The organism is Sphingomonas sp. CROZ-RG-20F-R02-07 (assembly GCF_022662335.1).
GTDB lineage: Bacteria > Pseudomonadota > Alphaproteobacteria > Sphingomonadales > Sphingomonadaceae > Sphingomonas.
The window spans coordinates 86,137-112,190 of record NZ_JAKNQJ010000010.1; the positions used below are offsets into that span (position 1 = coordinate 86,137).

22 protein-coding genes are annotated in these 26,054 nt (G+C 61.7%); 13 read left to right on the forward strand and 9 right to left on the reverse strand.

The genetic code is table 11. The annotated features are described in order from the left end of the window. Positions 1-17: 17 nt before the first annotated feature. A complete protein-coding gene (locus L8H00_RS14325; RefSeq protein ID WP_242097983.1) occupies positions 18-722 on the forward strand; it encodes a fatty acid desaturase CarF family protein in 705 nt (234 codons plus the stop codon). A gap of 10 nt (positions 723-732) precedes the next feature. On the opposite strand, the gene L8H00_RS14330 is transcribed toward L8H00_RS14325, so the two are convergent. Beyond that, complete coding sequence (locus L8H00_RS14330; protein ID WP_242097984.1) at positions 733-2,694, reverse strand: glycosyltransferase family 9 protein; 1,962 nt, start codon at positions 2,692-2,694, stop codon at positions 733-735. Positions 2,695-2,705: 11 nt separating this feature from the next. Next, positions 2,706-3,755, reverse strand: coding sequence for a class I SAM-dependent methyltransferase (locus tag L8H00_RS14335; RefSeq protein ID WP_242097985.1), 1,050 nt, complete (start codon positions 3,753-3,755; stop codon positions 2,706-2,708). Positions 3,756-3,904: 149 nt separating this feature from the next. On the opposite strand from L8H00_RS14335, the gene L8H00_RS14340 reads away from it, so the two are divergent. Beyond that, a complete protein-coding gene (locus L8H00_RS14340) occupies positions 3,905-4,447 on the forward strand; it encodes an HAD family hydrolase (protein WP_242097986.1) in 543 nt (180 codons plus the stop codon). A 94-nt stretch (positions 4,448-4,541) separates the two neighbouring features. Next, on the forward strand, positions 4,542-5,669 hold the full coding sequence (locus L8H00_RS14345; protein WP_242097987.1) for an AGE family epimerase/isomerase: 1,128 nt from the start codon (positions 4,542-4,544) through the stop codon (positions 5,667-5,669). Here the strand turns inward: L8H00_RS14345 and L8H00_RS14350 are convergent. The 3 genes from L8H00_RS14350 to L8H00_RS14360 all read right to left on the reverse strand — a co-directional run bounded on the left by L8H00_RS14350 (position 5,666) and on the right by L8H00_RS14360 (position 9,371). After that, positions 5,666-6,985 (reverse strand): hypothetical protein, encoded by a 1,320-nt coding sequence (locus L8H00_RS14350; RefSeq protein ID WP_242097988.1) that lies wholly within the window; start codon positions 6,983-6,985, stop codon positions 5,666-5,668. The two genes, L8H00_RS14345 and L8H00_RS14350, sit on opposite strands and share 4 nt — an antisense overlap. A gap of 43 nt (positions 6,986-7,028) precedes the next feature. After that, positions 7,029-9,071, reverse strand: a complete 2,043-nt coding sequence (locus L8H00_RS14355; RefSeq protein ID WP_242097989.1) for a glycosyltransferase family 9 protein — start codon at positions 9,069-9,071, stop codon at positions 7,029-7,031. A 138-nt stretch (positions 9,072-9,209) separates the two neighbouring features. Further along, entirely contained in the window at positions 9,210-9,371 is a 162-nt protein-coding gene (locus tag L8H00_RS14360; protein WP_242097990.1) for a hypothetical protein, read from the reverse strand. Positions 9,372-9,373: 2 nt separating this feature from the next. Here L8H00_RS14360 and L8H00_RS14365 point away from each other — a divergent pair, with 2 nt between their 5' ends. From L8H00_RS14365 to rfaE1, 3 genes are read left to right on the forward strand one after another with little or no spacing between them, the layout of a single operon-like run. Beyond that, complete coding sequence (locus L8H00_RS14365) at positions 9,374-10,267, forward strand: ABC transporter permease (RefSeq protein ID WP_242097991.1); 894 nt, start codon at positions 9,374-9,376, stop codon at positions 10,265-10,267. A 27-nt stretch (positions 10,268-10,294) separates the two neighbouring features. Further along, positions 10,295-11,464, forward strand: a complete 1,170-nt coding sequence (locus L8H00_RS14370; protein WP_242097992.1) for a lipopolysaccharide biosynthesis protein — start codon at positions 10,295-10,297, stop codon at positions 11,462-11,464. Positions 11,465-11,510: 46 nt separating this feature from the next. Then, on the forward strand, positions 11,511-12,962 hold the full coding sequence (gene rfaE1, locus L8H00_RS14375; protein WP_242097993.1) for a D-glycero-beta-D-manno-heptose-7-phosphate kinase: 1,452 nt from the start codon (positions 11,511-11,513) through the stop codon (positions 12,960-12,962). A 12-nt stretch (positions 12,963-12,974) separates the two neighbouring features. Here rfaE1 and L8H00_RS14380 read toward each other — a convergent pair whose 3' ends face one another. From L8H00_RS14380 to L8H00_RS14395, 4 genes are all read right to left on the reverse strand, one after another. Continuing rightward, positions 12,975-15,008, reverse strand: coding sequence for a glycosyltransferase family 9 protein (locus L8H00_RS14380; RefSeq protein ID WP_242097994.1), 2,034 nt, complete (start codon positions 15,006-15,008; stop codon positions 12,975-12,977). Between the two features lie 33 nt (positions 15,009-15,041). Beyond that, on the reverse strand, positions 15,042-16,211 hold the full coding sequence (locus L8H00_RS14385) for an FkbM family methyltransferase (RefSeq protein ID WP_242097995.1): 1,170 nt from the start codon (positions 16,209-16,211) through the stop codon (positions 15,042-15,044). 84 nt (positions 16,212-16,295) lie between these two features. Next, complete coding sequence (locus L8H00_RS14390) at positions 16,296-17,474, reverse strand: polysaccharide biosynthesis/export family protein (protein WP_242097996.1); 1,179 nt, start codon at positions 17,472-17,474, stop codon at positions 16,296-16,298. 94 nt (positions 17,475-17,568) lie between these two features. Continuing rightward, positions 17,569-18,231, reverse strand: a complete 663-nt coding sequence (locus L8H00_RS14395) for an ABC transporter ATP-binding protein (RefSeq protein WP_242097997.1) — start codon at positions 18,229-18,231, stop codon at positions 17,569-17,571. A gap of 114 nt (positions 18,232-18,345) precedes the next feature. On the opposite strand from L8H00_RS14395, the gene L8H00_RS14400 reads away from it, so the two are divergent. From L8H00_RS14400 to L8H00_RS14430, 7 genes are all read left to right on the forward strand, one after another. Further along, complete coding sequence (locus L8H00_RS14400; RefSeq protein WP_242097998.1) at positions 18,346-19,464, forward strand: glycosyltransferase family 1 protein; 1,119 nt, start codon at positions 18,346-18,348, stop codon at positions 19,462-19,464. Between the two features lie 102 nt (positions 19,465-19,566). Continuing rightward, complete coding sequence (locus L8H00_RS14405; RefSeq protein WP_242097999.1) at positions 19,567-20,736, forward strand: hypothetical protein; 1,170 nt, start codon at positions 19,567-19,569, stop codon at positions 20,734-20,736. A gap of 122 nt (positions 20,737-20,858) precedes the next feature. Further along, positions 20,859-22,370: a hypothetical protein gene (locus tag L8H00_RS14410; protein WP_242098000.1), complete on the forward strand. Its 1,512-nt coding sequence runs from the start codon at positions 20,859-20,861 to the stop codon at positions 22,368-22,370. Beyond that, positions 22,367-22,915, forward strand: coding sequence for a glycosyltransferase family 9 protein (locus tag L8H00_RS14415; protein WP_242098001.1), 549 nt, complete (start codon positions 22,367-22,369; stop codon positions 22,913-22,915). The genes L8H00_RS14410 and L8H00_RS14415 overlap by 4 nt, the downstream gene beginning before the upstream one ends. Continuing rightward, complete coding sequence (locus L8H00_RS14420; RefSeq protein ID WP_242098002.1) at positions 22,912-23,367, forward strand: hypothetical protein; 456 nt, start codon at positions 22,912-22,914, stop codon at positions 23,365-23,367. Before L8H00_RS14415 ends, L8H00_RS14420 begins: the two co-directional genes overlap by 4 nt. Positions 23,368-23,395: 28 nt before the next feature. Beyond that, positions 23,396-24,262, forward strand: coding sequence for a methyltransferase domain-containing protein (locus tag L8H00_RS14425; protein ID WP_242098003.1), 867 nt, complete (start codon positions 23,396-23,398; stop codon positions 24,260-24,262). Between the two features lie 67 nt (positions 24,263-24,329). Further along, positions 24,330-25,712, forward strand: coding sequence for a hypothetical protein (locus L8H00_RS14430; RefSeq protein ID WP_242098004.1), 1,383 nt, complete (start codon positions 24,330-24,332; stop codon positions 25,710-25,712). Positions 25,713-26,054 lie beyond the last annotated feature (342 nt).

The following is a 26,054-nucleotide window of genomic DNA, read 5'->3' on the forward strand; positions in this document are numbered from 1 at the left end:
AGGAGCCCTGGCCTGTCATGCTGCAACGGATCGTCCTGGCCGTCTTCCTCGCCTCGCTCGCGCTGAACGCGGGGGCGATGATCGCCGACGCCTCGCTCGCTTGCGTGCCCGCATTGCTCGCCGGCTGGTATCTGGCCGATTTCGCCTCAGGGCTGACGCATATGCTGCTCGATTACCGCCCGACGCCCGCCGGCGCGCGGCTCGACGAGCTGTATTTCTATACGGGCTCGCGCGAATCCGCGGACTATCTCGCGCTGAAGCGCCGGCGGATGGCCGCGGTCAGCCCGTTCGTCCGCCTGCTCTATGATTTCAAGACGCACCATCCGGTGCCGATGGCGCTCGGGCGGCGGCCGGTGTGGCGGCTGATCGGATCCACCGTGCTGCTGGCGGCGCTGCCCGTCAGCCTGGCGCTGAACGTGGCGGTGCTGGCGTGGCCGGTGCCGGGCTGGGCGACCGCGCTGCTGCTGGCGCTGATCCTGGGCGGCGCCTTCGCGCAATATTTCCACGGCACGCTCCACCGCGAACGCGTGCCCGCGATCATCGCCGCGATGCGCCGCCTGGGCCTGCTGATGACGCCGGCCGCGCACCAGGCGCACCACGACACGCTGCAGCGCGACTTCGCGACGAACTGCGGCTGGTCGAACCCGGTCATCAACCGCCTCTTCGCGGCGCTGCGCGCGCGGGGGTATCTGAAGGACGAAGGGCTGGTGCCGGGGGCGTGAGGGGGGGAGGTTAGAGATAGGGTTCCAGCGCGACGAACACCTCGTCAGGCGTGATCGACCGGATGCATACCGCATCGCGGCCGCACATGGCGATGTCGTTGAGGCCGCAACCAGTACAGGGAATACGCTTCGACACGATCGCGCCAATCCCATCCTGACCCCATTCGTTCCAATTCAGCCGATCGACATGCACGCTCACGGTCGGCACACCGCGCGTGGACGCCAAGTGCTTCGGCCCGGAATCGTTGCCGACCATTGCGCGGGCGCCTGACAGGACGGCATCAAACACGCTGGGCTCCATCAGGCCGAATACGCGCACCCGCTTGCAGGTGAAGGCTTGTGCCTCGACCTCATCCCCGGCGAACACCACCACGTCATAGGGCGTATCTACGGCAAGTCGCTCGCACAATGCCACGAAGTGCTCGACAGGCCAGCGATTGATCGCGTGACGTGCGCCCAGATGCAGCACGACATAGGTATTTGGCTCAAGCGCCAGCTCTTGCAGAAAGTCGGGTTCCGGAAGGCGTGGGACGCTCGCCCGGGTAGGCGTAGCTGCAATCGCGAGTGCCTCGACGAGCATGGCGACCGTGGCGGCATGCGACAATTTGTCGAGCTGGTTCACCTTGTCGCGTGAGCGCGCCACAATGCCAAAATCGAGATAGTTGAACCGATCGGGATTGAATCCGACCAGATACGTCGCGCCGGTCAGCAGCAGCAGTGGCCGGCTTTCGTCACCAGGGGATAGGTCAATCGCGAGATCGAACTGCCGGGCCGCGAGTATGGCGCGAAGGCGATCTTCCTCCACCGGATCGAGCCGTCGGCGTTCGGATGCCGGATCGTAGGTCAGCGTAATAGGCATGACCTCATCAGCCAGTCCGCAGGCCTCGACAATCGCCTGAACGCCGGGCTGCGCCAAGACGGTCAGCCGCGCCTCGGGAAAGATGTCGCGGAGCCTGACAAGCGACGGGAGCGAGGCCGCGACGTCGCCGAGCTGGTCCACACGCATGGCCAGCACCGACGCGATCGGCCGGTCGAACAGCGTGCGGGCCGTGGACCGAATGGTGGCTGGCAGCGTGGCGACGGCTTGGTCCAGCTCTCCCGGCGCATGGGGGGGGGCCTCGACAAACGCGTTAGAGGTGGCAAAGAGCGGCGCATCGCCCGGCTCGGTCACGTTGACGAACAGCCCGGCGGGCGGGAGCCTGTCGCTGACGCTGACCGACAGCCACTGGCGACCCTGCGGAAACGCTGCGGCATCGATCCACGCGTTAAAGACGTACAGTCGCAACGGGTTGCGCCCCGGCACAAGATGCAGCGTCGCCTGGACCGTCACCCGGGTGTCGCCTTGGCCAACCTCCACGCTGGCGGTTTCGAGCGTTCCCAATGCGGACACCCGGCCCCGTATCGCCACGACCCCGGCTAGCAGCGGCTCCTGCGCGCCGTCGCGCTCGATCACCATGGATCCAACCTGATCCAGCTTGATCGTGGCATAGCCCGTCCCGCGCAGCCGACTGCTGACATGCGCGTCCTGGCCGAGGATACCCAGCCACGCTCTCGGTTCGGTCGCGTCCAGGCGGATGCGGTTGGGCAACAGTCGATCTGACAGGGGTGGAGCGCCTTCCCGGACGGGGCCCCCTTCGTCCTCGTTCGGTCCCTCGCCGATCGCGAATGGCAGCAGGATCGTGCCCGCACGGCGGCTGGCGTCGGCGGCCTGTTTGCGCGCTTCGGGAAGGCTGGGCCCTTCGCCGACGGACACGTAGGACCGGATCGCGCCGCGATAGTCGCCGAATTCCTTCAGGCAGTTGCCGATCTGGACCTTGAGGTCATCACGCCACGGCATCCATTCGAGCCCGCGGCGATAGTCGAGCACCGCCTCCACCCATTCGCCGGATTCACGCGCGCGGTCCGCGCGGCGGACGAACGGCAAGCCGAAGCGCAACCGTGCCAGCCTGGCGATCTTGCGGAACGGAGACATGCCCTGGCCTCTCAGGCGGGCTCGGCTTCGCCCGTGCCCTTGCGCACGATGATGCCGAAGCAGGTCGAGGCGAAGCCATCGACCGAGACTTTCAGATGCTGGGGCGCGCCGATCCAGTCGGCGAGTTCGGGCGACAGGTCATGATGATAGGGTGGGAGATCGATGAAGCGGTCGAGCGGGCGATCGCCCAGTGAGAAATCGAGCGGCGCCACATCATGCCCCTGTTCACGCAACCGGCTGGCCAGCGCCTCCATGTGGCGCTGCTGGAACAACACGGTCGGCCAGTTGTCGATCGTCGGCCCCTGCGCGTTGATGTTGAATTCGGTGGTATGAACCGACAACCCGCCGGGTTTCAGCGTCGCCAGCGTGTTCTCGACGAAAGCTAGGCCCAGTTCGATCGAACCGAGATGCTCCAGTGCACAGATCGACCAGCAGAAGTCGTAATCGGCCAGGCTGGGTGGAATCGCGTTCATATCAACGTAGCGCAGTTCGACCTTTTCATCGAAGCGCTCGCGCGAGACGAGGTGCGGGTGGAACGCCATCGCAATGTTGGCGGCGTGCTGGTTGGTCGCCGACCAGCCCGCGGCCTGCGCTTCGGCCGGCTCCAGGTCGGTCATGGTAATTGAGACGCCGTGCGCGGCCAGATAGCTGGGCAGCGGCTCAACCCCGCAGCCGAAGCCAAGCCCGCGCGCGCCCTCGCGCAGATGGCCGTGCTCATGGATCGCCTGAAGCACATAGGCGAGCTCCCAGAGCTTGCGATGAAACACAATCGGCGTCTGTAACTGCCCGCACCAATGCGCGGCCCAGTCGCTCTCCAGATCCTCCTGGAGCGAGGCACGCCACGGCAACCCGACATGCCGCGCCACGGTATCATTCCGCACAGGCAGCGCCGCGATCAGGCTGCGCGCAAGATCGTAGCCGAACGTCTTGATGCTCAGATGGGCAAGCGGCACGTTGCGCACCGCTTCGGTTAACGCATTGATGTTGGGCTGGGAGTTCTCGTTGAGCAGCGTCAGCATCAATCGGAGCTTGTCGAGTTCTTCGGTCGTGGGCGGTGTCATTCCTGTCCCCTACCGCGAGGGATCCGCGCGGTCGACCACAAGGATCGCGGTCCCGTCATAAGCATTTGCCTTTCGGGCGCTTTCGGTTGCAAACGACCGAGCCGCACGGCAAAAATGGAGCAATGCCCCCTATTGCGTCCAGATCGCCGATGCCCCCACTTCGCCCTACCGTGTTCCTAGATCGCGACGGCATCATCAACGTTGACATCGGCTATCCGCATCGGCCCGAAGACATGGCGCTTACGCCAACTGCGGCTCAGGCTATTGCCCGGCTCAATCGATCTGGATGCCTGGCGATCGTCGTCACCAATCAGTCGGGGGTGGCACGTGGCTTGTTTGATCTGGCGGCAGTGGAAGACTTCCATATGGCGATCCAGCGCGAACTGGCACAAACTGGCGGGCACATCGATGCATTTTACGTGGCACCTTGGCATCCTGACGGCATCGTACCAGAATTTGCCCTGGATCATCCCGATCGCAAACCGGGCGCGGGCATGATCCTGCGCGCCATGGATGACTGGCCGGTAGACCGCACCCGTGCGATCCTGTTCGGCGATAAGCCCAGCGACATCAAGGCTGCCACGCGTGCTGGCATTCCCGCCGAGCGCCTTACCAGCGATTTCTGCGATCTCGATGCTGCGGTGACGAGGTGGCTTGGCTGCCTAGACTTGGGCGCACACTCGCTTTCCTAGTGACAAGGGCCGTGACGCCTTCGTCTAGGCTGAGTAAAGGGCGCATCCATGTGTGATGGCCGAGGATTGCCCGGCATTGCGAGGAGAGCGGGCCGTGAAGTCTTTTGTCAATTGGAACCGCGACGTGGCTTTGCCGGTATGGGCGACGCGGGGTTTCGATCCCGCCGCCAGCCGGTTTGTCGAGCGGCTGGACCGCTCTGGTCGGCCCTTATCCGTGCCGCACCGAGCGATGGTGCAGGCGCGCCAAATCTACGTCTACGCCCATGCCGCCGAACTGGGATGGTACGCACCGGGCGCCACACTTGCTGATGCGGCCATGACCGCTTTGCGGCGGGATTTTTGCGATGAAGCCGGAGACATGGCGAGCATTGCCTTCTCGATCGATCCGCATACAGGTCGTCGGATCTCGGAGGTGCGCGATTCCTATACGCATGCCTTCATATTGTTCGCCATCGCCTATCTTTACCGCCTCACCCGCGACCCGGCGCTGATTGGCTTGGCCGAACGGATCGCCACATTCGTCATGCGCGACATGGTCGATCCCCACCATGGCGGCGTTGTGGATGCCGTGCCTGCTGCTTCCACGGCCAAGCGGCAGAATCCACAGATGCATTTGCTTGAGGCCTATCTGGCGCTTGAGGAAGCTGTCCCCGGTGGGGGCTGGTTGGAACAGGCCGATATACTGGTAGCACTATTCTACGATCGCCTGACGATTGCAGATCAAGGCGTGCTTCTCGAGCATTTCACGCACGACTGGAGGACACATCCCGATCCCACGATGCGAGGCGTGTTCGAGCCAGGCCATCATTACGAATGGGCTTGGCTGCTCGACCGGCATCAGCGGCTGTCTGGGCACGATCATACCCAATGGCGGGCCATGCTGCACGGCAAGGCCGCGCAATATGGCCATGCTCCGAGTGGCCTGATTTATGACGAGGTGAACGCAGACGGGCAGGTCGCCAAGCGCTCGCATAGACTGTGGCCGCACACCGAAGCGATCAAGGCTGCCGCGGTGCGTCATCGCGATGGGGATGGCGAAGCGTTTGAGGACGCCAGGCGGATGGCGGCGTTGCTGAGCGCACATTTTCTAGACACGCCATTCGCAGGCGGATGGACCGATCAGATCTCGCCGACCGGCGAACCGCTGGTCGATTACGTCCCCGCCAGTTCTTTCTATCACCTGTTCCTGGCCGCAACGGAGGCGGACCAGATAGGTCTTTAACCCACGTCCACGGCCCGGATGCGGTCACCTATACGACGCGGATACCGGGCCGGCACACCACGTCGGCGCAAACGGGTGTCGCGGCGATTGGCGGGAGAGCCGAATCCGGACGTGAGCGCAAAACGATCGAATTGGTTGGTCTTGGCAGCCACGAGCCGCTCGGCCAGTTCCCGATCGTCGGGCAAACGGTCGAGCCAGTAACGGAAAATCGCTTCGGCCCGAGCAAACGCCCCCCCGCTGGCTTCGATCTCGCCGAGAATAAGTCCCTCCAGCGCGCTCTCCGGCGACAATTGCACGATTACCTGCTGCGCGCGGGCCGCCAGTCCGAAATGCGCATTGTCGAGACCCGCATCGCGCAGGCGCATGACGATCGATTGATCGATTGCCGCAGCGGGACGGGACGTCACGCGATTCAGGATGGCGGACAGTGCTGTTTCCGCGCCTACATCGCCAAGATCATCCACGATCTCGTACAGAAGCTCGCGGGGACATCGCCGCGACAACAGAACAATCCAAGGCGTCAGATCACCTTGATCTGTTCCGGCAGCATGCCGTGCGATACGTGCCAAATCGCCCATGTCGCGACTGTCCCGTACCACTCGCCCGATATTGTTCAGATAGGGACCTAATCCGGTACTATCCAATTGGGCGGTGAAGTGGAACAGTTCAGGGGAGCCCAGAGGCGCGCTCCACAAATCGCGCGTCGACAAGGCGAAATCGATCAGACCGATAGTGGCGATGACCGGCACCAGTAAATCCAGCGGCGCTGCAGCGAACACGCGATAGTCGAGGGCAGGGCAGCGACGATTCGCCTCGACCAAACCTGCCAGCAACGTTGCCAGCGGCTCTGCATCGACGGACGGGCTTTCCATCAACTCACGAAGTTGACGGGCGGTGTCGGCAAGATCGCCGATCGTGGCCGGCGCCGGTATACCTTCACCGATCCCGGCGGGATTGTCGGGCCGCCCCGACGGAACAGGTGCGGGTGGTTCGGCGAAGCTGGGCAGGTTTGCCTTAGTGGCAAGGCCAGCCAAGGCGCGCAGTTCCGCCATCGCGCGATGAAGCGTCCAATCTCCATTCGATCCGGGGCACGCACCGAGAGGATTGTTAGCCGCTGACGATCGCTCGCGGCTGGCAATGGCCTGAGGTGAGAAGCCTTGATGAAGCACCGCAACGTTGGCCAGCAACGCCGCGGCCGCAGGTTTCCCGGCATCGTCGAGACACTGTGCCCATTGGGCAAAATCGTAGCCGGTTGGAACCGCCGCGGCATCAGTCAACGTCTCACGCCACAACAGTAGATCGAACGATGTTTCCATCGACAGCCCGTTCCTCTTACCCGTTTCCCTGACGTATTCGCCGTTACACGTAGCGGCGGACGACTGCATACACGTCGTCGAGCGTGATCGCTGTCACGCAGACGAAGTCTTTTCCGCAATCATCAACATCGTGATAGATAGAACACCCTGCACAGGGCAGCTTACGCGTGATGACCGCGCCAGTGTGCTCCTGCCCCCATTCGCTCCAGTTGATGCGTGCCGAGTGGATGCTGACCACCGGCACGCCTCGCAGCGATGCCAGATGCTTGGGACCGGAATCGTTGCCGACATAGACAGCGCAGAACGATAGCATCGCGTCGAAATCGTCAAAGGGCAGCTGTCGGTCGATGATGACGAACCGATCCGATGCGGCGATGTCCGCGGGCAGGGCATCCCGCCAATCCGCGCGATCCGTAAAGATCACGATCTTGAGATCGGTATCGCGGTGGAGTCGCTCAGCCAACCCGGCATAATGGGTCCAGCGGCTGAAGATGATGCGCGCGCCAGTATGCAGCACCGCATAACGATCCGCATCCGCTATCCCGAACGCGCGCAGCCGAGCGCGCGACAGATCATCGCGTCGGATCACCCGGGCACTGCTCTTGAGCAAGGCCGCAAGCCGATCAATCATGGTGACGATGCGGGTCGAATGTGATGCGATCTCGCGGCGGTTCTTGGGATCAAAATAGGCATCATCGACGCTGGCCGACAATCGGGGCCAATTGGGATCCTTGAACCCGTAAAGGAAGGGTGCACCAGACAATGCCAGCAGCGACCGCGACATCAGGCTTTGCGAAAGATCGATCGCGATATCGAACGCATAGGGCGCCAGCCGATCGCGCAGGGCCTCCTGTTCCTCCCAGCTCAACGTCCGAGTGCGCAACTCCATGCTCTCGCGGAAATCGATCACGATCAGATCATCGAACACGCCGAGCGAACGGGCGAGATCGACATTGGCGGGGCTGAAAACCCCGATCAGCTTGGCACCCGGAAAGAGCTCGCGCAGCCGCAAGATGCCAGGAATGGAAGCTACGAGGTCGCCGAGCTGATCGGCGCGCATCACCAAGATGCTGCGGATCTCCGGAAGCATGTTCGGACGCTCTGCCTCGTGCACCGCGCTCGGCCTGCCGTTAATCTGCTCCTCGATGGACCGGGGGTCGCCAGGTACGAGATTGACGATCGCGTCGGAAGCGGGATGCTCCTCTTCGAAAAGCGCCGGCTCCACCACAAAATCTTCGTGCAGCGTACGGACCTTGTGCTGACCATCTCGAAACCGCAGTTCCAGCGTATAGAGGCCCGGCGCGAAATTCGAGAAATCATACCAGATGTTGAAGACATATTTGTGGATGCGTTGCCGATCCGGCTCATATTCGAGTTCGTAGGGCCCCTTCATTGCCCCCCGATGCACTACCAACCCATTCACCAATGCGGTGACTTCCAGCAATGGCTCGATGGAAATGCAAAAGCCACGGATCGCTTCCACACCGCGCGCCGCACGCTTCATTCCCCAGAAGGTGTTCAGATGGACGCCAAACTGGACGATGTTGAGCGAGGGTTCGCTGCGGCGGACCATCTGCTGGACAGGGCGCGGAAGCTGCTCGGGCGCCATGCGCCCATAGGAAAGCGCCAGCTTCGGATCGAACGGCGCTCGATCCGGGTCGATCGCGAACGGATCATAGGTCGGGGTAATAACTGCTGGCGTATCGCCCCCGCTCCATCCGGCCGCGCGCATGGTATCGAGTTCCTTGCGCGGCTCGCTCCAATCGGGTGCCAGCGCAGCGGCCCGCATGTAGGCAGCATGCGCTTCCGCAAGCTGGCCGGTGGTCTTATGGAAGTGGCCGAGTTGCAACGCGAGATCGGCATCGTCCGGCATCAGTTCGACGGCCAACTGGTAGTGGTGTTCGGCCAGTGCGAACTCACCGGCTTCCTTGAACATATGGCCGGCTTGAACGTGAACAGGGCCCTTGCCGGGCTCGATGCGCAGCGCTTCGACGTACAAGGCCGCTGCATCGCGGAACCGACCCTCGCTCTGAGCCGTCGCGGCCTGTTTTCTGAACAGCCGCGCCGGGCTGCCGGCGGACCGCATCGAACGCCAAAGTCCCGAAGAGTTCAACGTCGTTCCCTTATACCGCTGACAATGTGGATCGATATGTCTGAGATGGGCGTCAAACCGGATTCGGATCGATTTCGCAAGACGGTACGACGTGGCTCGACAGGATGCCAATCAAGATCGGGAGTCATCCTGGTCCGCATCGACCACATCGTCATGCGCGCTCCGGACGACGGAGAGCAGGAAACGGCCGAAGATGACCAATCCCGCCGCACTCAGGACGATCAGAACGACCATCCACGCTCCCGGCGCTCCATAGTCGATCGTAAAGCCCATATGTGACTCAACCCGTACGTATCGGGATCGATCCGCCACAGCGCATCGCCATTTCGAATGAGATCGGGCATAGGCCTGCCGCAATGCCTTCCCACAGCGTTCTCCGGCCGACCATCGGAACCTTTGCCACCGGTCTCAGCACCCAGATGCGGGTGATCGGCGCCCTCCTGCTGCGTGAGCTTCATACCCGCTACGGCCGCGAGAATATCGGCTATTTGTGGCTGATCGGCGAGCCGCTAATGCTGGCCAGCGTCATGGCACTGCTTCATACCGGAGGGCACACCGCCTATGGCAGCGACATCAAGCCGCTGCCCTTCATCGTCATCGGCTATACGACGTACATCATGTTTCGCGGGATTGTGAATCGCTCAGATTCGGCGCTCACTGCCAACGCGCCGCTGCTTTATCACCGGATGGTCACGATCTTCGATATTGTGGTGGCACGCGCGCTGCTGGAAGCCGCCGGCACCTTCCTTGCCTATACGGTTCTGATGGTCCTGCTATGGAGCCTGGGCCTGGTGTCGCCTCCAGCGCGACCGCTCTATCTCTACGCTGCCGAAGCACTGATGTTCTGGTATGCGCTTGGCAACGCGATGATCATCGCATCGATCACGTTCCACAACCGCACGGTGGAACGATTGGTCCATCCTTATTCCTACTTCATGATCCCGCTTTCGGCTTCCTTTTATCAGGTCAGCATGGTGCCGCAGCCTTATAGAGCATGGCTGATGCTCGTGCCGCTTCCTCATATCATGGAAATGGCGCGCTACGGACAGTTCAACAGCGCAACGCTTGACTATTGCAGCCCTTGGTACGTCGTTGGCGCCTGCATGGTCTTGACTTGGGTAGGATTGGTAACAATGAGAATTTATAGAAACAAGGTTCATCTTAATTAAAGATGGACGAAAAGGCATAATGTTTTCATGAATATGCATGGTATTATTGAGCCCGTCGAGCTGGGGCTGCCCGCACGGCCATCAGCCGCGCGGCAAGCATTGGCCTGGATCCGTCGAAACCGCGTGCTGTTGCTGGTGGTGGTGGTGCCTAGCCTATTGGTCGCCAGCTACCTGTACCTCGTCGCATCCGACCAATATGAATCGGAAGCGCATTTCCTGGTCCATGGCGCAGATGCGACCCCCCAGCCGGGTGTTGGTGTCAGCCAAGTCATCAGCATGGCGACAGGCGTCAGCGCCGGCCAGAACGAAGCCATGAGCGTTGCCGATTATCTGACTTCGCACGATGCCGTCGAGCGATTGCGCCGCGAGGATGGGCTGGTCGAAAAATTCCGCCATGCTGGTATCGACCCGCTGAGCCGCTTGTCGAGCGACAATCCCACGCCAGAGCGATTGCTCGCCTATTACCGCAAACAGGTGAAGGTGGAGTATAACACCGAAACCGGGATCACCGTATTGACGGTACACGGCTTTACGCCCGGGGATGCCTACGAACTCGCCCGCAAGCTGCTCCAGATGGGAGAGGAACGCGTCAACCAGCTCAACGTGCGCAGCTATCAGGATGCGGTATCAGTCGGGCAGGTACAGCTCGCCAGCGCCGAGCGTGACATGACCGCGAATCAGGTTGCCATGACCCGCTTCCGACAGGGGCATGCGGATATCGACCCGCAGGCCTCTGGCCAGGCACAGATCGGGCTCGTAACCAATCTGACCGGTCAACTGGCCGCCGTGCGCGCGCAATTGAACGCGATGCGTGGACTCATCAATTCGGACAGCCCCCAAGTTCGCGCACTGCAAAGTCGCGTACGTTCGCTCAGCGCCGAACTGGCGGGGCAGACGGGTCGCCTAACCGGGTCGGGGCGCACGATCGCGGGCGACATGGGCGGCTATGAAGGGCTGAAGATGCGCCAAGAGTTTCTAGCCAAGCGCTATGATGCGGCGGCTAGCGCGCTTCAGCAGGCGCGGGAACGAGCCATGCGCCAACAACTCTACGTTGTTCGAGTGGTGAACGCAAACTTGCCGGTCAAATCGTTGTTTCCTCAACGCTTCCGTATTCTTGCAACGGTCTTCGTCAGCCTCCTTCTGATCTATTCGATCGGCTGGTTGATCGCAGCCGGCGTGCGCGAGCATGCCGCCTGACCCCTCCCGACCGCCGCAAGCCCATCTCTCATCATCCAGAGGCCTCATGGAGCATTATCTCGACCGCCTGATCCACCGACGGGTCGCACTAATTGGCGATCTGATGCTGGACTGCTACATCTCCGGCGAGGTTCGCCGGATCTCGCCGGAGGCACCCGTACCGGTCCTTCAGGTCCAGTCACAACGATCGGTCGCGGGCGGCACCGCCAACGTCGCGAGCAACCTTGCCGCGCTCGGACTTCAGGTTCGCGTCGTCGGTGTAGTGGGGGACGATGCCGCTCGCCAGGAACTGGTCACCGTGATGGCGACCGGGGGGGATATCGACTGCTCCAACATCATCACCGTGGCCGGCCGCCAGACAATCAAGAAGCTGCGCATCATCGGCGCCCATCAGCAAATCGTGCGCGTGGACCAAGAGGATGCCTTTCCCCTGGCCACGGAGCACGAAGCCGCGATCATAGCGGCTGCACGCACGGCCATTGATGAATCCGACGTCGTGGTCATCTCCGATTACGGCAAGGGCGTCTGCTCAGATGCGGTGCTCGCCGCCGTGCTGGCGCATGCGATAGCACACGACAAGCCGGTGTTGGTGGATCCCAAGCGGACAGACTTCAGCGTCTATCGCGGCGCAACGATCATCACGCCCAACCGCAAGGAATTGAGCGACGCCACACGACTCCCTTGCGAATCCGATGCGGAGGCGGAAATCGCCGCCCGTCATGCGCAGGACGCATCGGGTGCGTCCATCCTGCTCACCCGCTCGGAAAAGGGCATATCGCTTTTCCCCTTGGTGGGGTCACCATTGCATCTGCCGACCGTCGCACAAGATGTCTTCGACGTGTCCGGAGCAGGCGACACGGTCATCGCCGTGTTGGCGGCTGCGATCGCTGCCGATATTCCGCTCGCCGATGGAATCCGGATGGCCAACCATGCCGCCGGCATCGTCGTCTCCAAGCTCGGGACCGCGAGTGTCACGCGCGACGAACTCGCGGCATCGCTCGCGGCTGAACACGCTTCACCCTCCGTCAACGACGGCCGTTTGCTGGACTGGGACGAAGCCGTGGCGCAGCGTTGGGCCTGGGCCAAGGAGAAGCTGGTCGTCGGGTTTGCCAATGGCTGCTTCGACCTGCTCCATCCCGGCCATGTATCGCTACTTCGCCAGGCTGCCGCGTGCTGCGATCGGCTGATCGTGGCACTGAACTCCGATGCTTCGGTTCAACGCCTTAAGGGTCCAACACGCCCGGTGCAGGATGAGCAGGCTCGCGCGCTGGTAGCTGGTGCGATCCGCGGTGTCTCGGCTGTTGCGATCTTCGACCAGGATACGCCCTTGGAGCTCATCACTGCCCTGAAACCCGATGTGATCGTTAAGGGCGAGGATTATACCGAGGATCAGGTGGTGGGCGGCAACATCGTGCGGGCACGGGGCGGCCGCGTGATGCTTGCGCGGTTGGAGGCAGGGCATTCAACCAGCCGCTTGGTGGCGCTCGCCAGAGGCTGATCCTTATGGCGATCACTGCTCCGCATGCAGGGCCTCGGCCGCAGCCAGCACTTCGACCACGCCGATGTCGGTGATGCATGCGATATCTTTGCCGCATTCGTCGGCATCGTGGAAAATTGCGCAACCTGCGCATGGTACACGTCGGCTGACGACAATGCCGGTCTGCTCCTGGCTCCATTCGGCCCAGCTGATGCGCGCGCAGTGAATCGACACCACCGGCGTGCCGCGGAGCGCCGCCAGATGCTTGGGACCAGAATCGTTTCCCACGAATATCGTCGCGAACGAGACAAGGGCATCGAGATCGTCGAACGGCAGTCGACGATCGATCACGATTAGGCGAGGATCGACGCGCAGATCGGTCGCCAAGCCTGATATTACGTCCGTCCCTTCGGTCAGAAGCACGATCTTGCCGGGATGTCGCGCGAGCCAGGCGCGTGCGAGATCGGGAAAACCGCTCCAGCGGCTGAATGCCACCCGTGCGCCGGCATGCAGCACGATGAAGCGATCGGTGACCGCAAGCCCCAGCGCCGCAAGCCGACCGCGATCGAGTTCTGAGCGGCGGATGACCGTCGCGCCTGTATGACACAAGGTTCCCAGCCGTTCCACGAGGGCCAGGATACGGCCGGATTGAGGTGCCGCATCACCTGGATCGTGCAGATCGCGGATGCGGCCGGAAATTCCGCCATCGAGCCAAGGGCTCGCACCATCGTCGAAGCCGAACGTCAACCGCGCGCTTGCCAGGCGAAGGAGGGAGCGCGACACGTCGCTGGTGGCCAGATCGATCGCGACATCGAAATCGTAAACCGCGAGCCTTTCCACTAACGCGCGTTGCGCTGCTGCGGTCATCGTCCGACGCCGACGTTGGGGGTCATCGGGAAATTCGGCAATCACGATGTCGTCAAACAGGTCGAGCGATCGAGCAAATTCGACATTGGACATCGTCAGGAGACCTACGATCCGCGCTGAGGGAAACAATGCCCGGAGCCGCCGCAACGCTGGAACGGATACCACCATGTCGCCGAGCTGATCGGTCCGAAGCACCAGGATCGTGGCAGGCGGCGGCATGGCCATTGCGGTAACCGAGCGCACCACGCTGGGGGCGGCGCGTACCTGCTGCTCGAGAGAGCAAAGCTTGTCGGGGGAAACGGCCACTTGGCCATCGGAGTCGAACGGCGCAGTCTTGCCCGATCGTAATGGCGCGGTGACAGCGATCCGTTCGACATGGCGACGGGTCCAGCCCTGGGCATCGGCAAGCACCAGATCAAGCCGGTGAAGGCCGGCGGGAATGGCTGACAAATCGATCCAAAGGTTGAACACCGTCTTCGTCACCGCCGGATCTAAGGTCTCGCCCGGTGTGGTCGACTGACGAGCGATCACCTGTCCGTCGATCAGCAACGTTGCCTCGACCAACAGCCGATCGGAAAAACAGAAGCCACGGATCGCTTCGACGCCGGAGAGGAGGGGTACCATGCCCGTTTCGGTCCGCCATTGCCGCCCTCCGAGCCGACGAATTTGGACAACATCGATGGGGCCGAGCGGGCTTGGCTGGATCGCAGAGGGAAGCAACGCCGGTATCGGCACGACGCCGGGCAAGTCCTCCTCTGGCTGATTAAGCGCTGCCTTCCGGCGATCAAGGTCGGCGAGTTCGCGTTCCGGCTCGGCCCAGCCGGGAACCAACGCGCACGCACGCGCATAATGGATTCTCGCGTCATCCAGCCGATCCACCGTCTTGTTGAAATGGCCTAACTGGAGCTGAAGGTCGGCATCCTCCGGTTCCAAGCGTTCCGCATGTCGGTAATGTCGATCGGCCGCATCAAAATCGCGCGCCTCCTTGAACATGTGCCCGGCTTGGACGTGCAGTCCAGCATGACCAGGCCTTAGTGCCACGGCTTCGACATACAGCATGGCGGCCTCACGGTGCCGCCCTGCGTCGCGTAGAGCATCCGCCTCGACGACGATCTGGGCAGCCGCGCGGATGGACGGGCGAGATGCCAAGCGAATGCGACGCACCAGCCGCCATACCCATGCCGGTCTAAGTCCGGGCATGCCCTATGCTCCGTCGTCGGGTCCGCTGGGACGTTAGAATGCGTAAGCGCCCAAATGGAAATCCGGCTGTTCGGGATCGCAGCACTGGTCGAGCGGCCCCGGAAACAGCTCGTGGGTTTCAATCAGATCGTATAGGGCACGGTTGACGAGCGTGACCTCGATCACGTTCGGCACTACCGTGTTGGCCAAGCTGGTATAGCCGCCCCAGACATTGCTGTGGACGTGCACGACCGCAAATCGGCGGCCGATCTTTTGCAGACAGCGATCAACGATCTCGCGATGATGGCGCTCTGCCAGCCCTTGGAAATAATGAAGCTCACACACGATCCATGCCAAGCGTGCCAGTTCATCCTCCGACGTGGCGTCAAGCACGTCCCACTCGCCGCCCTCGATATCCATCTTAAGCACGAGGTTGGGGCGTTCGCGGCGCTTGTCGTAGCGCCGGATCAGGTCGCCAAGCGCTTGGGTTTCATCACTCGAATGACGATCAATACGCTTGGCTTGGAAGATCATTCGCGAATCGTGCGGTGCCGGATCGGCGACTGTGTGATCGAACTGATGGATCGTCAGCCCGCGGTCCGCGGCGTCGAGATCCCAGCTGATATCGTCGTTGATACCGAACGAGAAAGCGGTGTCGATCCCGGCAAAGTCATCGATGCAGGTGTAGCCGCCATCGGCTTCCTTGCCCAGCCGGACCTTGGCGAAACCGGTCACAGACTGTGGGCGCAGCAAGCGCAAGATGCGGCGCGTATCCTGCGCGAACAGTTCCAAATCGCGGCTCATCTCGCCAAGCTCGGCACGCGGGGGCTCATCAAGGATGGCGGACACGCGGGTCAATACAGGGTCCGCATCGACCAGCAACTCCCGGGCGCCGTTCACATGAATGCGAAATTCGAGCTGGTGGATCTGCCGCAGCACCGCCAGCAGCGAGAAGCGCTTCGGCCCAACCGACAGATCGGAGGTGCGAATAGGACGTTCGGCAAAAACGATGTTGCCGAAATCGCCCGTAATCTCGATCGTCGCGCACGCGATATCGTCCGAGCCATCGCCATCGGCCAGCGCCAACTCGAAATCGACCTGATACACCCCATGCGTTTTGAGCACATAAGGCCCGTAGACGACGTGGCCTTCCTGCCCCATCAGGGTTTGCCACAGGTCACGGCCGTCCTTTCGAAGCGGCTGAGCGAGCGTGTCATTGATCATGCCGCACCATCTCCCGTCACGCGGTTGGTCGCGACTGCCCGTACGATTAGCCTAGCGTTCTGCGTGCCTCAACCCACGCTGCGATCAATGGCCCGTGACGGTCCGCACCGCCACGAAGGGCGAGAACAGCTGATTGATGATCGAGACGAACTTCGCGGTTCGGTTGATCCCGGCGTTACTGATGTAGAGCACGTCCTTGTCACGCATTGCAAAACGCTGGGCGAGAAAATAGCTGGAAGGCTCAAGCAGGTTCAGCCGGTATATGGTGGGTCGCTGCGACGCGTCTGGTGTTGCGGCCGAGGCGGTGGAGGGTGCCGATGTCGGATCATAGCGGAACAGGAAGACGGCCCGGGGATTGGCCGCTGCATCGTTCGGTCCCCCTGCACGCGCCACTGCCTCCGCCAGCGTGAGATTGCTCTGATCGAACGAGACCTGCGAAGGGCGGTTGGCGGCACCGAGCACGACATAGGTTTGCGGCTGGCGGATCAATTCAATGCGATCCCCGGGTACCAACACCAAATCGTCGGGCGAAGCGGCACGAACGCGGTCGAGTCGTTGCTCGACTTGCCGGCCGTCGCGCGTCACGCGCACTACCATGTCCTGCGTCTGCGCGACGGTGCCACCCGCCGTCCCAATGGCGTCGAGCAGCCGCTCGCTCTGGAGACTGAGTTCGATGCGACCGGGGCGGCGCACGTCGCCGGTGACGTACACCGTGTCGCTGAGATTGCCACGCACCGTGACGACGACCTGGGGATTCTGCGATTTGCCGCGATAGCCCCCTTCGATCCGCGTCGCGATTTCGCTTGGCGTACGCCCTGCCACCGGCAGCAGGCCGATATAGGGAAGCCGGATCGCGCCATTGGCATCCACCACCACCGCAGGAAAGCGCTGCGCTTGAGCGGAAGCATCATAGCCCTCGGTCGATCCCCGCGCCGTCCCGAACAGTGAGGCACCGACCTCGAACACGGTGATATCGAGCTGGTCGCCTGGACCGACGACATCGTTGCGCCCCGCCCGTGCCAAGGCGGCAAGCCGCGTCAGGCCTGCCTGAGCGCCCGCGTCCATCGCGCTCACCTGGGCGAGAACGCCGCTATCGACGTCCACCACCCGCATGCCGATCGCATTGCGATCGGCTTCGGTGCTGCGCAGGATTTCGTGCGCCGTTGGTCCGCTGGCGGGGAGCGACGCGCAACCGCTCGCCAGCAACGCGCCAGCAATCGCGGCACCCGATCGCGCGCGACGGGTAGATTTGGCGAACATCATGCAACCCCGATCCGTGGACCTGCGCCAGCCACCGCCCGGAGTGAGGCGACGATCGATGGCGCGCGCACGCTCCTATCGCGCCATGCCCGCCTGCTCAAGCAGCCAGCGTCTGGAGCCGGTGGTGGACGTCATTGGCCTCTTCCATATCGTCGTAGAACACCAACGTGCCACCGTAGACCACCGCTCCGCGCCGGCAATATTGCCGCAACGTTCCCGGATCATGCGACACCATGATGAGCGTCGCATGATCGCGGCGGTGCAGCAGTGCCTCCTCGCAACGCATGCGGAACCGCTCGTCGCCTGCGCCCGTGACCTCATCAACCAGATAGCAATCGAAGTTGATCGCCAGCGATATGCCGAAGGCGAGCCGAGCATTCATACCAGCGGAATAGGTCTCTACAGGCTGGTAGAGATAGGGGCCGAGTTGGGCGAAATCCTCGACATAGTCGATGACGTGCCGCTCATCCTGATTGTAGATGCGGGCAATAAAGCGAGCATTGTCCGCTCCCGTAAGGCTGGATTGAAAGCAGCTGCCGTAACCGATCGGCCACGACGTCGTCATGGAACGATGGATATGACCGGTCGTGGGATGCTCGACGCCCGCAATCATCCGCATGAGGGTAGACTTGCCGGCCCCGTTAGCACCACAGATGCCGATGCTGTCCCCCGGTTTGATCGCAAAGGTCAGATCGGAGAAGACCTGTTTGTGGAATTTTTGGATGTGGTACGCCTTGGAAACGTTCTCAAAGACGATCACGATCTGCTCCCAGCGGCCACGGACCGCCTTGCGTCGGAAAGATTTCCGGTTGCGTTCGTGCGTTAGCGCATGACGCCCTCTTCGAGCAATGCGCTGCTGTGCATGGAGAATCGGATGCTGGCTGCCGAGGGAACCGGCGTTGCGACCTATGCGCGTGCCTTGCGAGCCGCACAGCAGAGCCTGTCGTCCCAAGCGCTCCTGCTGAGCGGCGGAGAGGCAAGCGCGCCCGACAGCCCCCAGAGCCGGATCGATCGATGGCGCCGCTCGCTTCGCGCGGCGCTACCGCTTGGCACGTGGGCGCGCCAGGATGCAGTCCGCTTCATACGCCACGATCTATTCCGGCTCGGTCAGGCATTCTTCACCGCGCAAGGCCGACTACTGCCCGTTCATGTTCCAGGGCCAGTTGGCATCATGCACTGGTCTTACCCCGTGCCGCTACGGGTGGTGGGATGGCGCAACCTCTACACCATTCACGATGCGATCCCGCTCGTCCGCCCGGAGCTCAGCCCGATCGATGGAAAGCGGCATCGTAAGCTGCTGCGTCAGGTAGCTTTGCATGCCGATGCGATCGTCACCGTTTCACGATCCGCAGCCAAGGAGATTGTCGAGACGCTTAACCTATCGCAAGCCGACGTGATCGATTGTTCGCAACCGGTTGCCGTCGTGAAGCCCGGCAGTCCTACGCTGCTGCCAGCAGGGCTTGAAGCTGGTGGCTATCTGTTGGTGTGCGGATCGGTGGAGCCGCGCAAGAATGTCGAGCGGATCGCCATGGCCTATCGTGCGAGCGGCACATCGCTGCCGCTCGTCATCGTTGGACCGAATGGCTGGCACTCCGAAGGCATCGCACCCGCATTGCAAGACTCCCCGGGGATTGTGAGACTGTCCTACCAATCTCGCGACACCGTCATCGCGCTCATCACCCATGCCAGGGCGCTGCTGATGCCGTCGCTTGCCGAGGGGTTCGGCTTGCCGGTCGCGGAAGCGATGACGCTGGGCACGCCCGTGGTGACCAGCGCGACGGGCGCGTTGGCGGAAACCGCCGGCACGGCAGCCTTGCTCGTCGATCCGCTTGATGTCGAGGCCATCGCGGTTGCCATTTCGACCATCGCCCGAGACGATGGGCTATGTGACAAGCTTGCCATGGCCGGCAGGGATCGTGCGCGCCTGTTCGATCCCGCATGCTTCGCCGAACGATTACGCGTGCTTTACGACCGTTCAGGCAGTGATGGTTGACGCTCGGACGATGCACGCTCACAGGCATCGGTTTTCACGCTGATACGGGCTTGGTTAGGCGAGCAGGTCCGACACGACAGCCATGGCGAGATATAAGCAGCAATGGACGACATGCCTGGTCAGGCTTTAGACCCCTTCGAGTTCCATGGGCATCCGGTCAGCTGCATTCCCGGATTAGGCGGTACGGGACCGCTTCCCGATCCCACCTATGCCTTTCATACTCCCTATGTCCCTGTAGCGCGCGGCCATGCGCATTTTCTGGTCCGCTTTACCAACCTGCAGGCCCGTCGGGGATCGCTGCTGCTGCGCATCCACATGCTTTCCGACGAGCCGGGTGCGATCGCGAGCATGGTGACCAGCCATCGCGTGCAGCTTAACTGGCTTGCCCATCATGGTGGCGAAACGCAGCTTCGCTTCGAAGCCTTTCGCGGCGCACGCTATGCGATCATGGGGCTGGTGCCCGACCAGTTGGACGCGAGTGCGAAGGCGTTGACGATCACGCTGGATCGCCCTGCCACCGAGGAGGATCTCGCAACGGGAGGGGAAGCGACCGAGGCCCGCTCCACGGTTTATGCCAGTGAAACCATCCGGTCCGCACCCGCACCCTTGCTGTTATCCTTAGACCCGCCTTCGTTCGCTCAGCCGGTATCTCAGCCCTGCACCACGGAACAATTGCGTGAATCCGCGTTCCGCAAGCGGTGCGATACGCTGCGCGATCTTCCGGCCGCGGCGACCGATCGCTGGCAAATCGCCTATATACTCCAAGTTCTCGACCGCTATGGGGCATTGAAGGCTGGCGCCAGAGGCCTGATCCTGGGACAGGTCCATGCATCGCTCCAACAAGCCTTGAGTGCAGCCGGAACCACGTTTCAGTGCGTGGCCTTGGAGCATGACGTAAAGGGATGCACCTCGACTATAGACTCGGCCGATCTACCCGGCGAACTCTTCGCCTTCGACTTCCTTCTGTCCGTTCGCGCAACTGATAGTTTGAGAAGCGATCGTCTGGCGGTAGGTTTCATCGAAAACGCCATGGAGTGCCTGCGCCCCAATGGCTTGTCGGTGCATGTGGCGGGCTACCATCCTCATCCCGAACAATTGTCGCGTGTCGCCTTTGACCGCAATGGCCTTGAACGCATAGCCTTCACGTTGATCTCGCGCGGTCACCAGATGGCGCGCCTGAAACCGGCGCTTACCCAGCATCTTTCGGAATCGCCTACCACCCACGCCATACCCTTTGGCTTGGTCGCGCGTCGCGCGTCTTTGATACGATGATGATCTGGCTCTGCATGATTCGACTGGGCCGAAGCAGCTGAAACGGGTTTGCTGGACGTGCCTTCGACGCCACTTTAAGGCCACACTCCAGAGCCGGCTGCATACAACGAAAGAGAGCGTCATTGGAGTTCGAGGACCAACAGGCAATGCGCAAAACCGTATCGTCGTTCCTGGCCGATGGCCCTCTCAAGCAGTTCTTTGCCGGTAGGCAGGTCCATCAGATCGAAAACGATCGCCTCGCTGACGGATCGGAACATGCCTCCGACGCCGAAGCGATTCTGTCCTATCGTCAATTGCAGGACGTAGCCGATTACCGGCAAGCGCTGCAGACATGGTTTGGCCGATTGGCCCTTGGGAGCCACCTGATGGTGATCGTTCCTCATGCGTTTTTGTATGAGCGCCGGCTCGCCTTGCCATCACCGTGGCGTCCACAGCAGCGACGTCTGTACACACCGGCATCGCTGATGGCGGAAATCGAAGAGGCGTTAATCCCCAACACTTACCGAATACGCTGGCTAGGTGATATGGATCGTCAATATGATTATGGGCAGGATGCCGCATTCGAACCGCAAGGCGACAGCGACATTGCTCTGGTTTTGGAACGCATAGTACCTCCAGCATGGTCGCTGGAGCACCAGGTAAATCCCCGCGCAGCGTCGCCGCTCGATGCGCTTGATTTCGCGTTTGAACCCGAACGCACGCGCATCGAGATGGATGGGAAACCGCTGGTGCGTCGTGTCCTGATTCTAAAGCTGGATCATCTCGGGGATCTCATCATGGGACTGCCAGCCCTGGAACGGGTACGCCACTATTTCGCGGATGCCACGATCGATTTGGTGGTTGGCTCTTGGAACGTCGCCATGGCCCAGGATCTGGGGCTTGCCGACCGGGTTCTGGCTTTTGACGCATTTCCTCGCAATTCGAGCGAGGAGGAACCCAACGTACCGGCGACGCTTGGGCGATTTCAGGCCTTGGTCACCGACGACTATGATCTGGCCATCGACCTGCGCACCGATGTGGACACCCGCGTCCTACTCCAAGCCGTGAAGGCGCCGTTGAAGGCTGGTATCGGAACGCGTGCGCGCTTTCCCTTTCTCAATATTGCGCTGCCGCTCGACAGCACGCGCAACGAAGCCGAGCGGGTTCGCGACGAGCGGATCGGGCCGCATAGCTTTTCCCTGCAGGGCAGCGGTCGGCGCAGTCACTTCGCCCTATATTCGGATCGACGGACGGTCGAGCGGGATTGTGCGATCGTTTGGGGCCCTTACCTCGAGCTCGATCCTGGCGACTATATCTTCGACTTCTACATCGATCTGGAAGATGAGCGTGGCGATGGCTTGTTGCGGCTGGACGTCGCACTCGACCGCGGAAAGACAGTGTCGGAGATGATCGTTTCCGGCCCGGCCAACTTTCATCTCCCGTTCCGCGTTGACAAGCCGAAGACGGTGTTCGAAGCGCGGATCAACACCATTGAGGGCCATGCCGGCATCAGCTTTGGTTTTCATGGCGGTCGCCTGATCAAGAAGGGGCCCGGCAACGTTCTGCACCAGACCGAATATGCCTGCTTGCTGGTGGAGTTGGTGAAGCTGCGCGTGCGCGATTTCGGAACGCTTGTAGACGTGGGAACGGCATGAGCGACATCATCATCGCGCCGTTTTCCAACAGCGCGATCCGGGATTGGCCCGCTTCGCATGTCAGCGAACTCATTGGGATGCTGCTGGAGGAATCCGCTGTCACAGGGCGGATCCGGGTAGTCGGTGCGCCGGGGCAGCGGCTCGGCGCCTGCGAGATTGTTCGGTTCCATCCGGCGGATCGAGTTATCAACGAATGCGGCCGCCTGGCATGGCCTGAGGTCTTGGATGCGCTCCGCGTCGCCGCTTGCGTGGTCGGCAACAATTCAGGCATCGCGCATGTCGCCGGTGCCTTGGGCACGCCCACGGTGTGCGTCTTCGGTGGCTCCCACCAGCGGATGGAGTGGCGGCCGCGCGGCGCTCACGTCATCATATTGTCCCGCGCGATCGGCTGCTCGCCCTGCCATCTCGACCATGGCCATCTCAGCCCCTACGGAAAGGCGTGTCTGCGCGACATCACGCCCGACTCCGTTCGGGATGCCGTTTTGAAGATCATGGTACAGGCCAGAATGAATATCCTAGGTGACAAGCAAGAGGGCCGAGGGTGATTGGAATTTCCCGATATGGCGAGCCGATCCGCGCCTTGCAGGAGGATGTGGCAGCGCTTCGAACACAGATCGCGGCCCTGATGGATCAGGTGACGGTCGTGTCGTCCGCTTTAGAGGCCGAACAGAATGGTAGGAAGATCGAAGCCATCAGGACAACGCAGCTTGAGGAGGGCACGACCAGGTTCGAAGCCATCACGGTGGAACACGCTGAAGCGCTCGGGTCGCAGCAATCGACCGTTTCGCAACACGGTAATGCAATCGACGCTTTGCAGACCGAAGCTGAGCAGCATGCCGAACAAATCCGGCAGATCCGCGGGGATATCGCCCGGATCGAACGTCAAGCCGCGATTGATCTTGATGAGATGCGCGAGACCAGCAATGCCGTGGCGGCCACCGTGCTGTTAAGACGCCAGCGCGACGTTGGCCCCAGCATCTCGCCGACCATTCCATGATCGTACGCCTGCTCCAAGGATTCGCTTGATGTCCTCTCCTCCGATCGATTGCCGCGCCAACCTTCCGGAAGGCTTCGAAGGTTTAGTCACGTCTCTCTACCATCAATTCCTCGGACGCGAACCCGATCATCAAGGATGGGCGCATTACGTCGCGCGCTTGCACGCAGGGATGGCGCTCGAAGACATTATCCACGTTTTCTTCACATCGAGCGAGTTCCTGGATCGGCAGCGTGCCTCGGCTCGCCGCCTGCTAATTGCGGAAGGCGCATTGCACGAAGGCGATGCCCCGATCTTGGCAAGCGCCTTTCCGACAGATTACAGCCCGCCGGGCGAAGCCGGACGATCCTACCAGCAGCGGCTCCGCTCCGGTTTTCTGGATCGCTATTGTTCCGGATCCTTGGTGCTCGACGTCGGTTATAGCGGCTACGACAATCCCGAAAACAAGACCGCCCTTCCAGGAGCTATCGGTGTCGATCTCGACTATCCGGGCTATGACGGCCGTGTCCTGCCGTTCGGCGACGGCACGGTCGATACCGTCTTTTCCAGCCATTGCCTCGAACATATCCTGTTCGACCATCAGGCAATCCGGGATTGGTACCGCGTGCTGAAGATGGGGGGCTTCATCGTCTGCATGGTGCCGAGCCAAGCCCTGTACGAGAAGCGTTGCTTTCTTCCCTCCCGCTTCAACGAAGATCACAAGCGGATGTATACGCCATCCAGCCTGCTACGCTCGTTCGAGGAGGCGCTCGACGTGAACAGCTACCGGGTCCGCCACTTGGCGGAGAATGATCGCGGATTCAATTATCGGCTAGGACCGGACGTTCATTCCGATGGCGCCTATGAAATCGAATTGGTGATCGAGAAGATCGAACAACCCGATTGGAAGCTTGCCTGAACCGCTTCAAAGCAAGCCAAGCGTTCTTCGAACCGGTCGCATGAGACACACGGCAACGCAAGCGATCGTGCTGGCGATCATGGTCGCGGCGTGCGGGTCGAGCCGACCGGCTCCCCCTGTTGTATCGCGCGATCTCATCATCGAAACGGGGTACGCACGCGCCACGCGCGACCTGTGGTCGCATTATTGGGATGCCGGCGACGACAATCCAGCGGGATCACCCCGTATTCGGGCCACACAAGGCAATGGTGGACCCGACAACGGCCTAATTGTGGACTCACAACGTGCCACGACCTTCTGGCAGATGGCGCAGTTCCATAAACTGCTCTTCGGCCAATGGGTTTTCGATCAATCCGCTACGGCGCGCGAGGCTATCGGAGCCAATTGGCGTGCCATTCGGACAACCTATTCCGACGCACAATTGCGCGGTGACGGCCGAGCCGATCAAAGCATCAGTGTCAGCGACGATGCCGGATGGAAAGCCGCCTTCCTCGCTCAGGTTCATACCGTAACCGGCGATCCTGCAGCACTGCACGACCTGGAAGAGATGATCCCCGCCGTCACGGCCCGCTTCCTCGATCCCAATCAACCACGCTTATTTCATGGAAAAACACCCGCTGGTCGCGCGCTTTTCTCAAACCCTCACGGTATCCTCTACGCAGCGCAGGAGGATCGCCATGCCTATGCGACATATGGCCGGGTCTCGACCTTGTATGAGGCAACGCTCGCTCTCGCCGCATTATACGCCTACGAACAGGACAAGGATCCGGCCTATTTGTCTTATGCGAAGGAGACCTATCGATGGATCCACACCGACCTGCGCAACGTGAAGCAGTCGTCCGACGACACGGCAACGGGGGTCTACCTATGCGAGCTCATGCTCGAGCCTGCCGGGCTTCAGTCTGACCATCCTCAGGCGAAGAACCGCTACTATGGCAAGCCAGTCCGGGCGCTGAGCGCGGAATATGGTGGTGGCACGCTTGCCATGGCGGTTCTTGCCGCCCGGTTGTATCGTCTCACCCACGATTCTGCGTATCTCGTCGAAGCTCGGGATATCATCAAGGCGTTCGTCTTGCCCGACGCATTCGGCCGCTGGCGGAAAGGCAGACTGTTGTTCGTCAATGCGCGCGATCCCTGGACGGAAGGCTATTGGTATCCGGAGGCCGTAGCGGAGGTCCTTACGCTACCTGGCATCGATCCGGCCGGAACCTTCCGCTCGGCCGTTCGCAACACTGCGGCCGCCATTATGGCCGCTCGGATGCCGGACGGCTATTATGGCGCCGATTGGAGCGGGACCGAATTGGATCCTGCCGATGGCGTAATGACTTGGTTCGAAGAAAGTACTCGTGCCAACGGAGGGCGTGGCGGCGGTCTGGCCGCCCCGCGACAGATCATGACTTCGGCCAACTCGGCTTTGCTACTTCAGGCGGCTCACCTCTTACGAAGCTAGTGGCATTCCACAAACTCAGCGACGCGGAGTGGGTTATGTGGCGGAGAAGCCGCACAACTTACCCGATTGCCTGGCTATCGTTTGGTTGACAGATCGGGCGCGTGCCCACGGACAGAGCCGAAACGGGCATCGCAGCACCAGCCGTAACCGCGTCGAGATCCACGTCTTTACCTATTTCATCTAGGTCGCGTGGACAAAGGTTGACGGGCGTCTGATCGCTTGATTCAAGGCTGTCTTTTGGAGGCAGCGTTGGGAGAGCGGATTGGGGTTTCGGATGATGAGTGGGCACTGATCGGCCCCCTGCTGCCGTCGGAACGAGGACGTGGCTGCCGACCCGCAGGT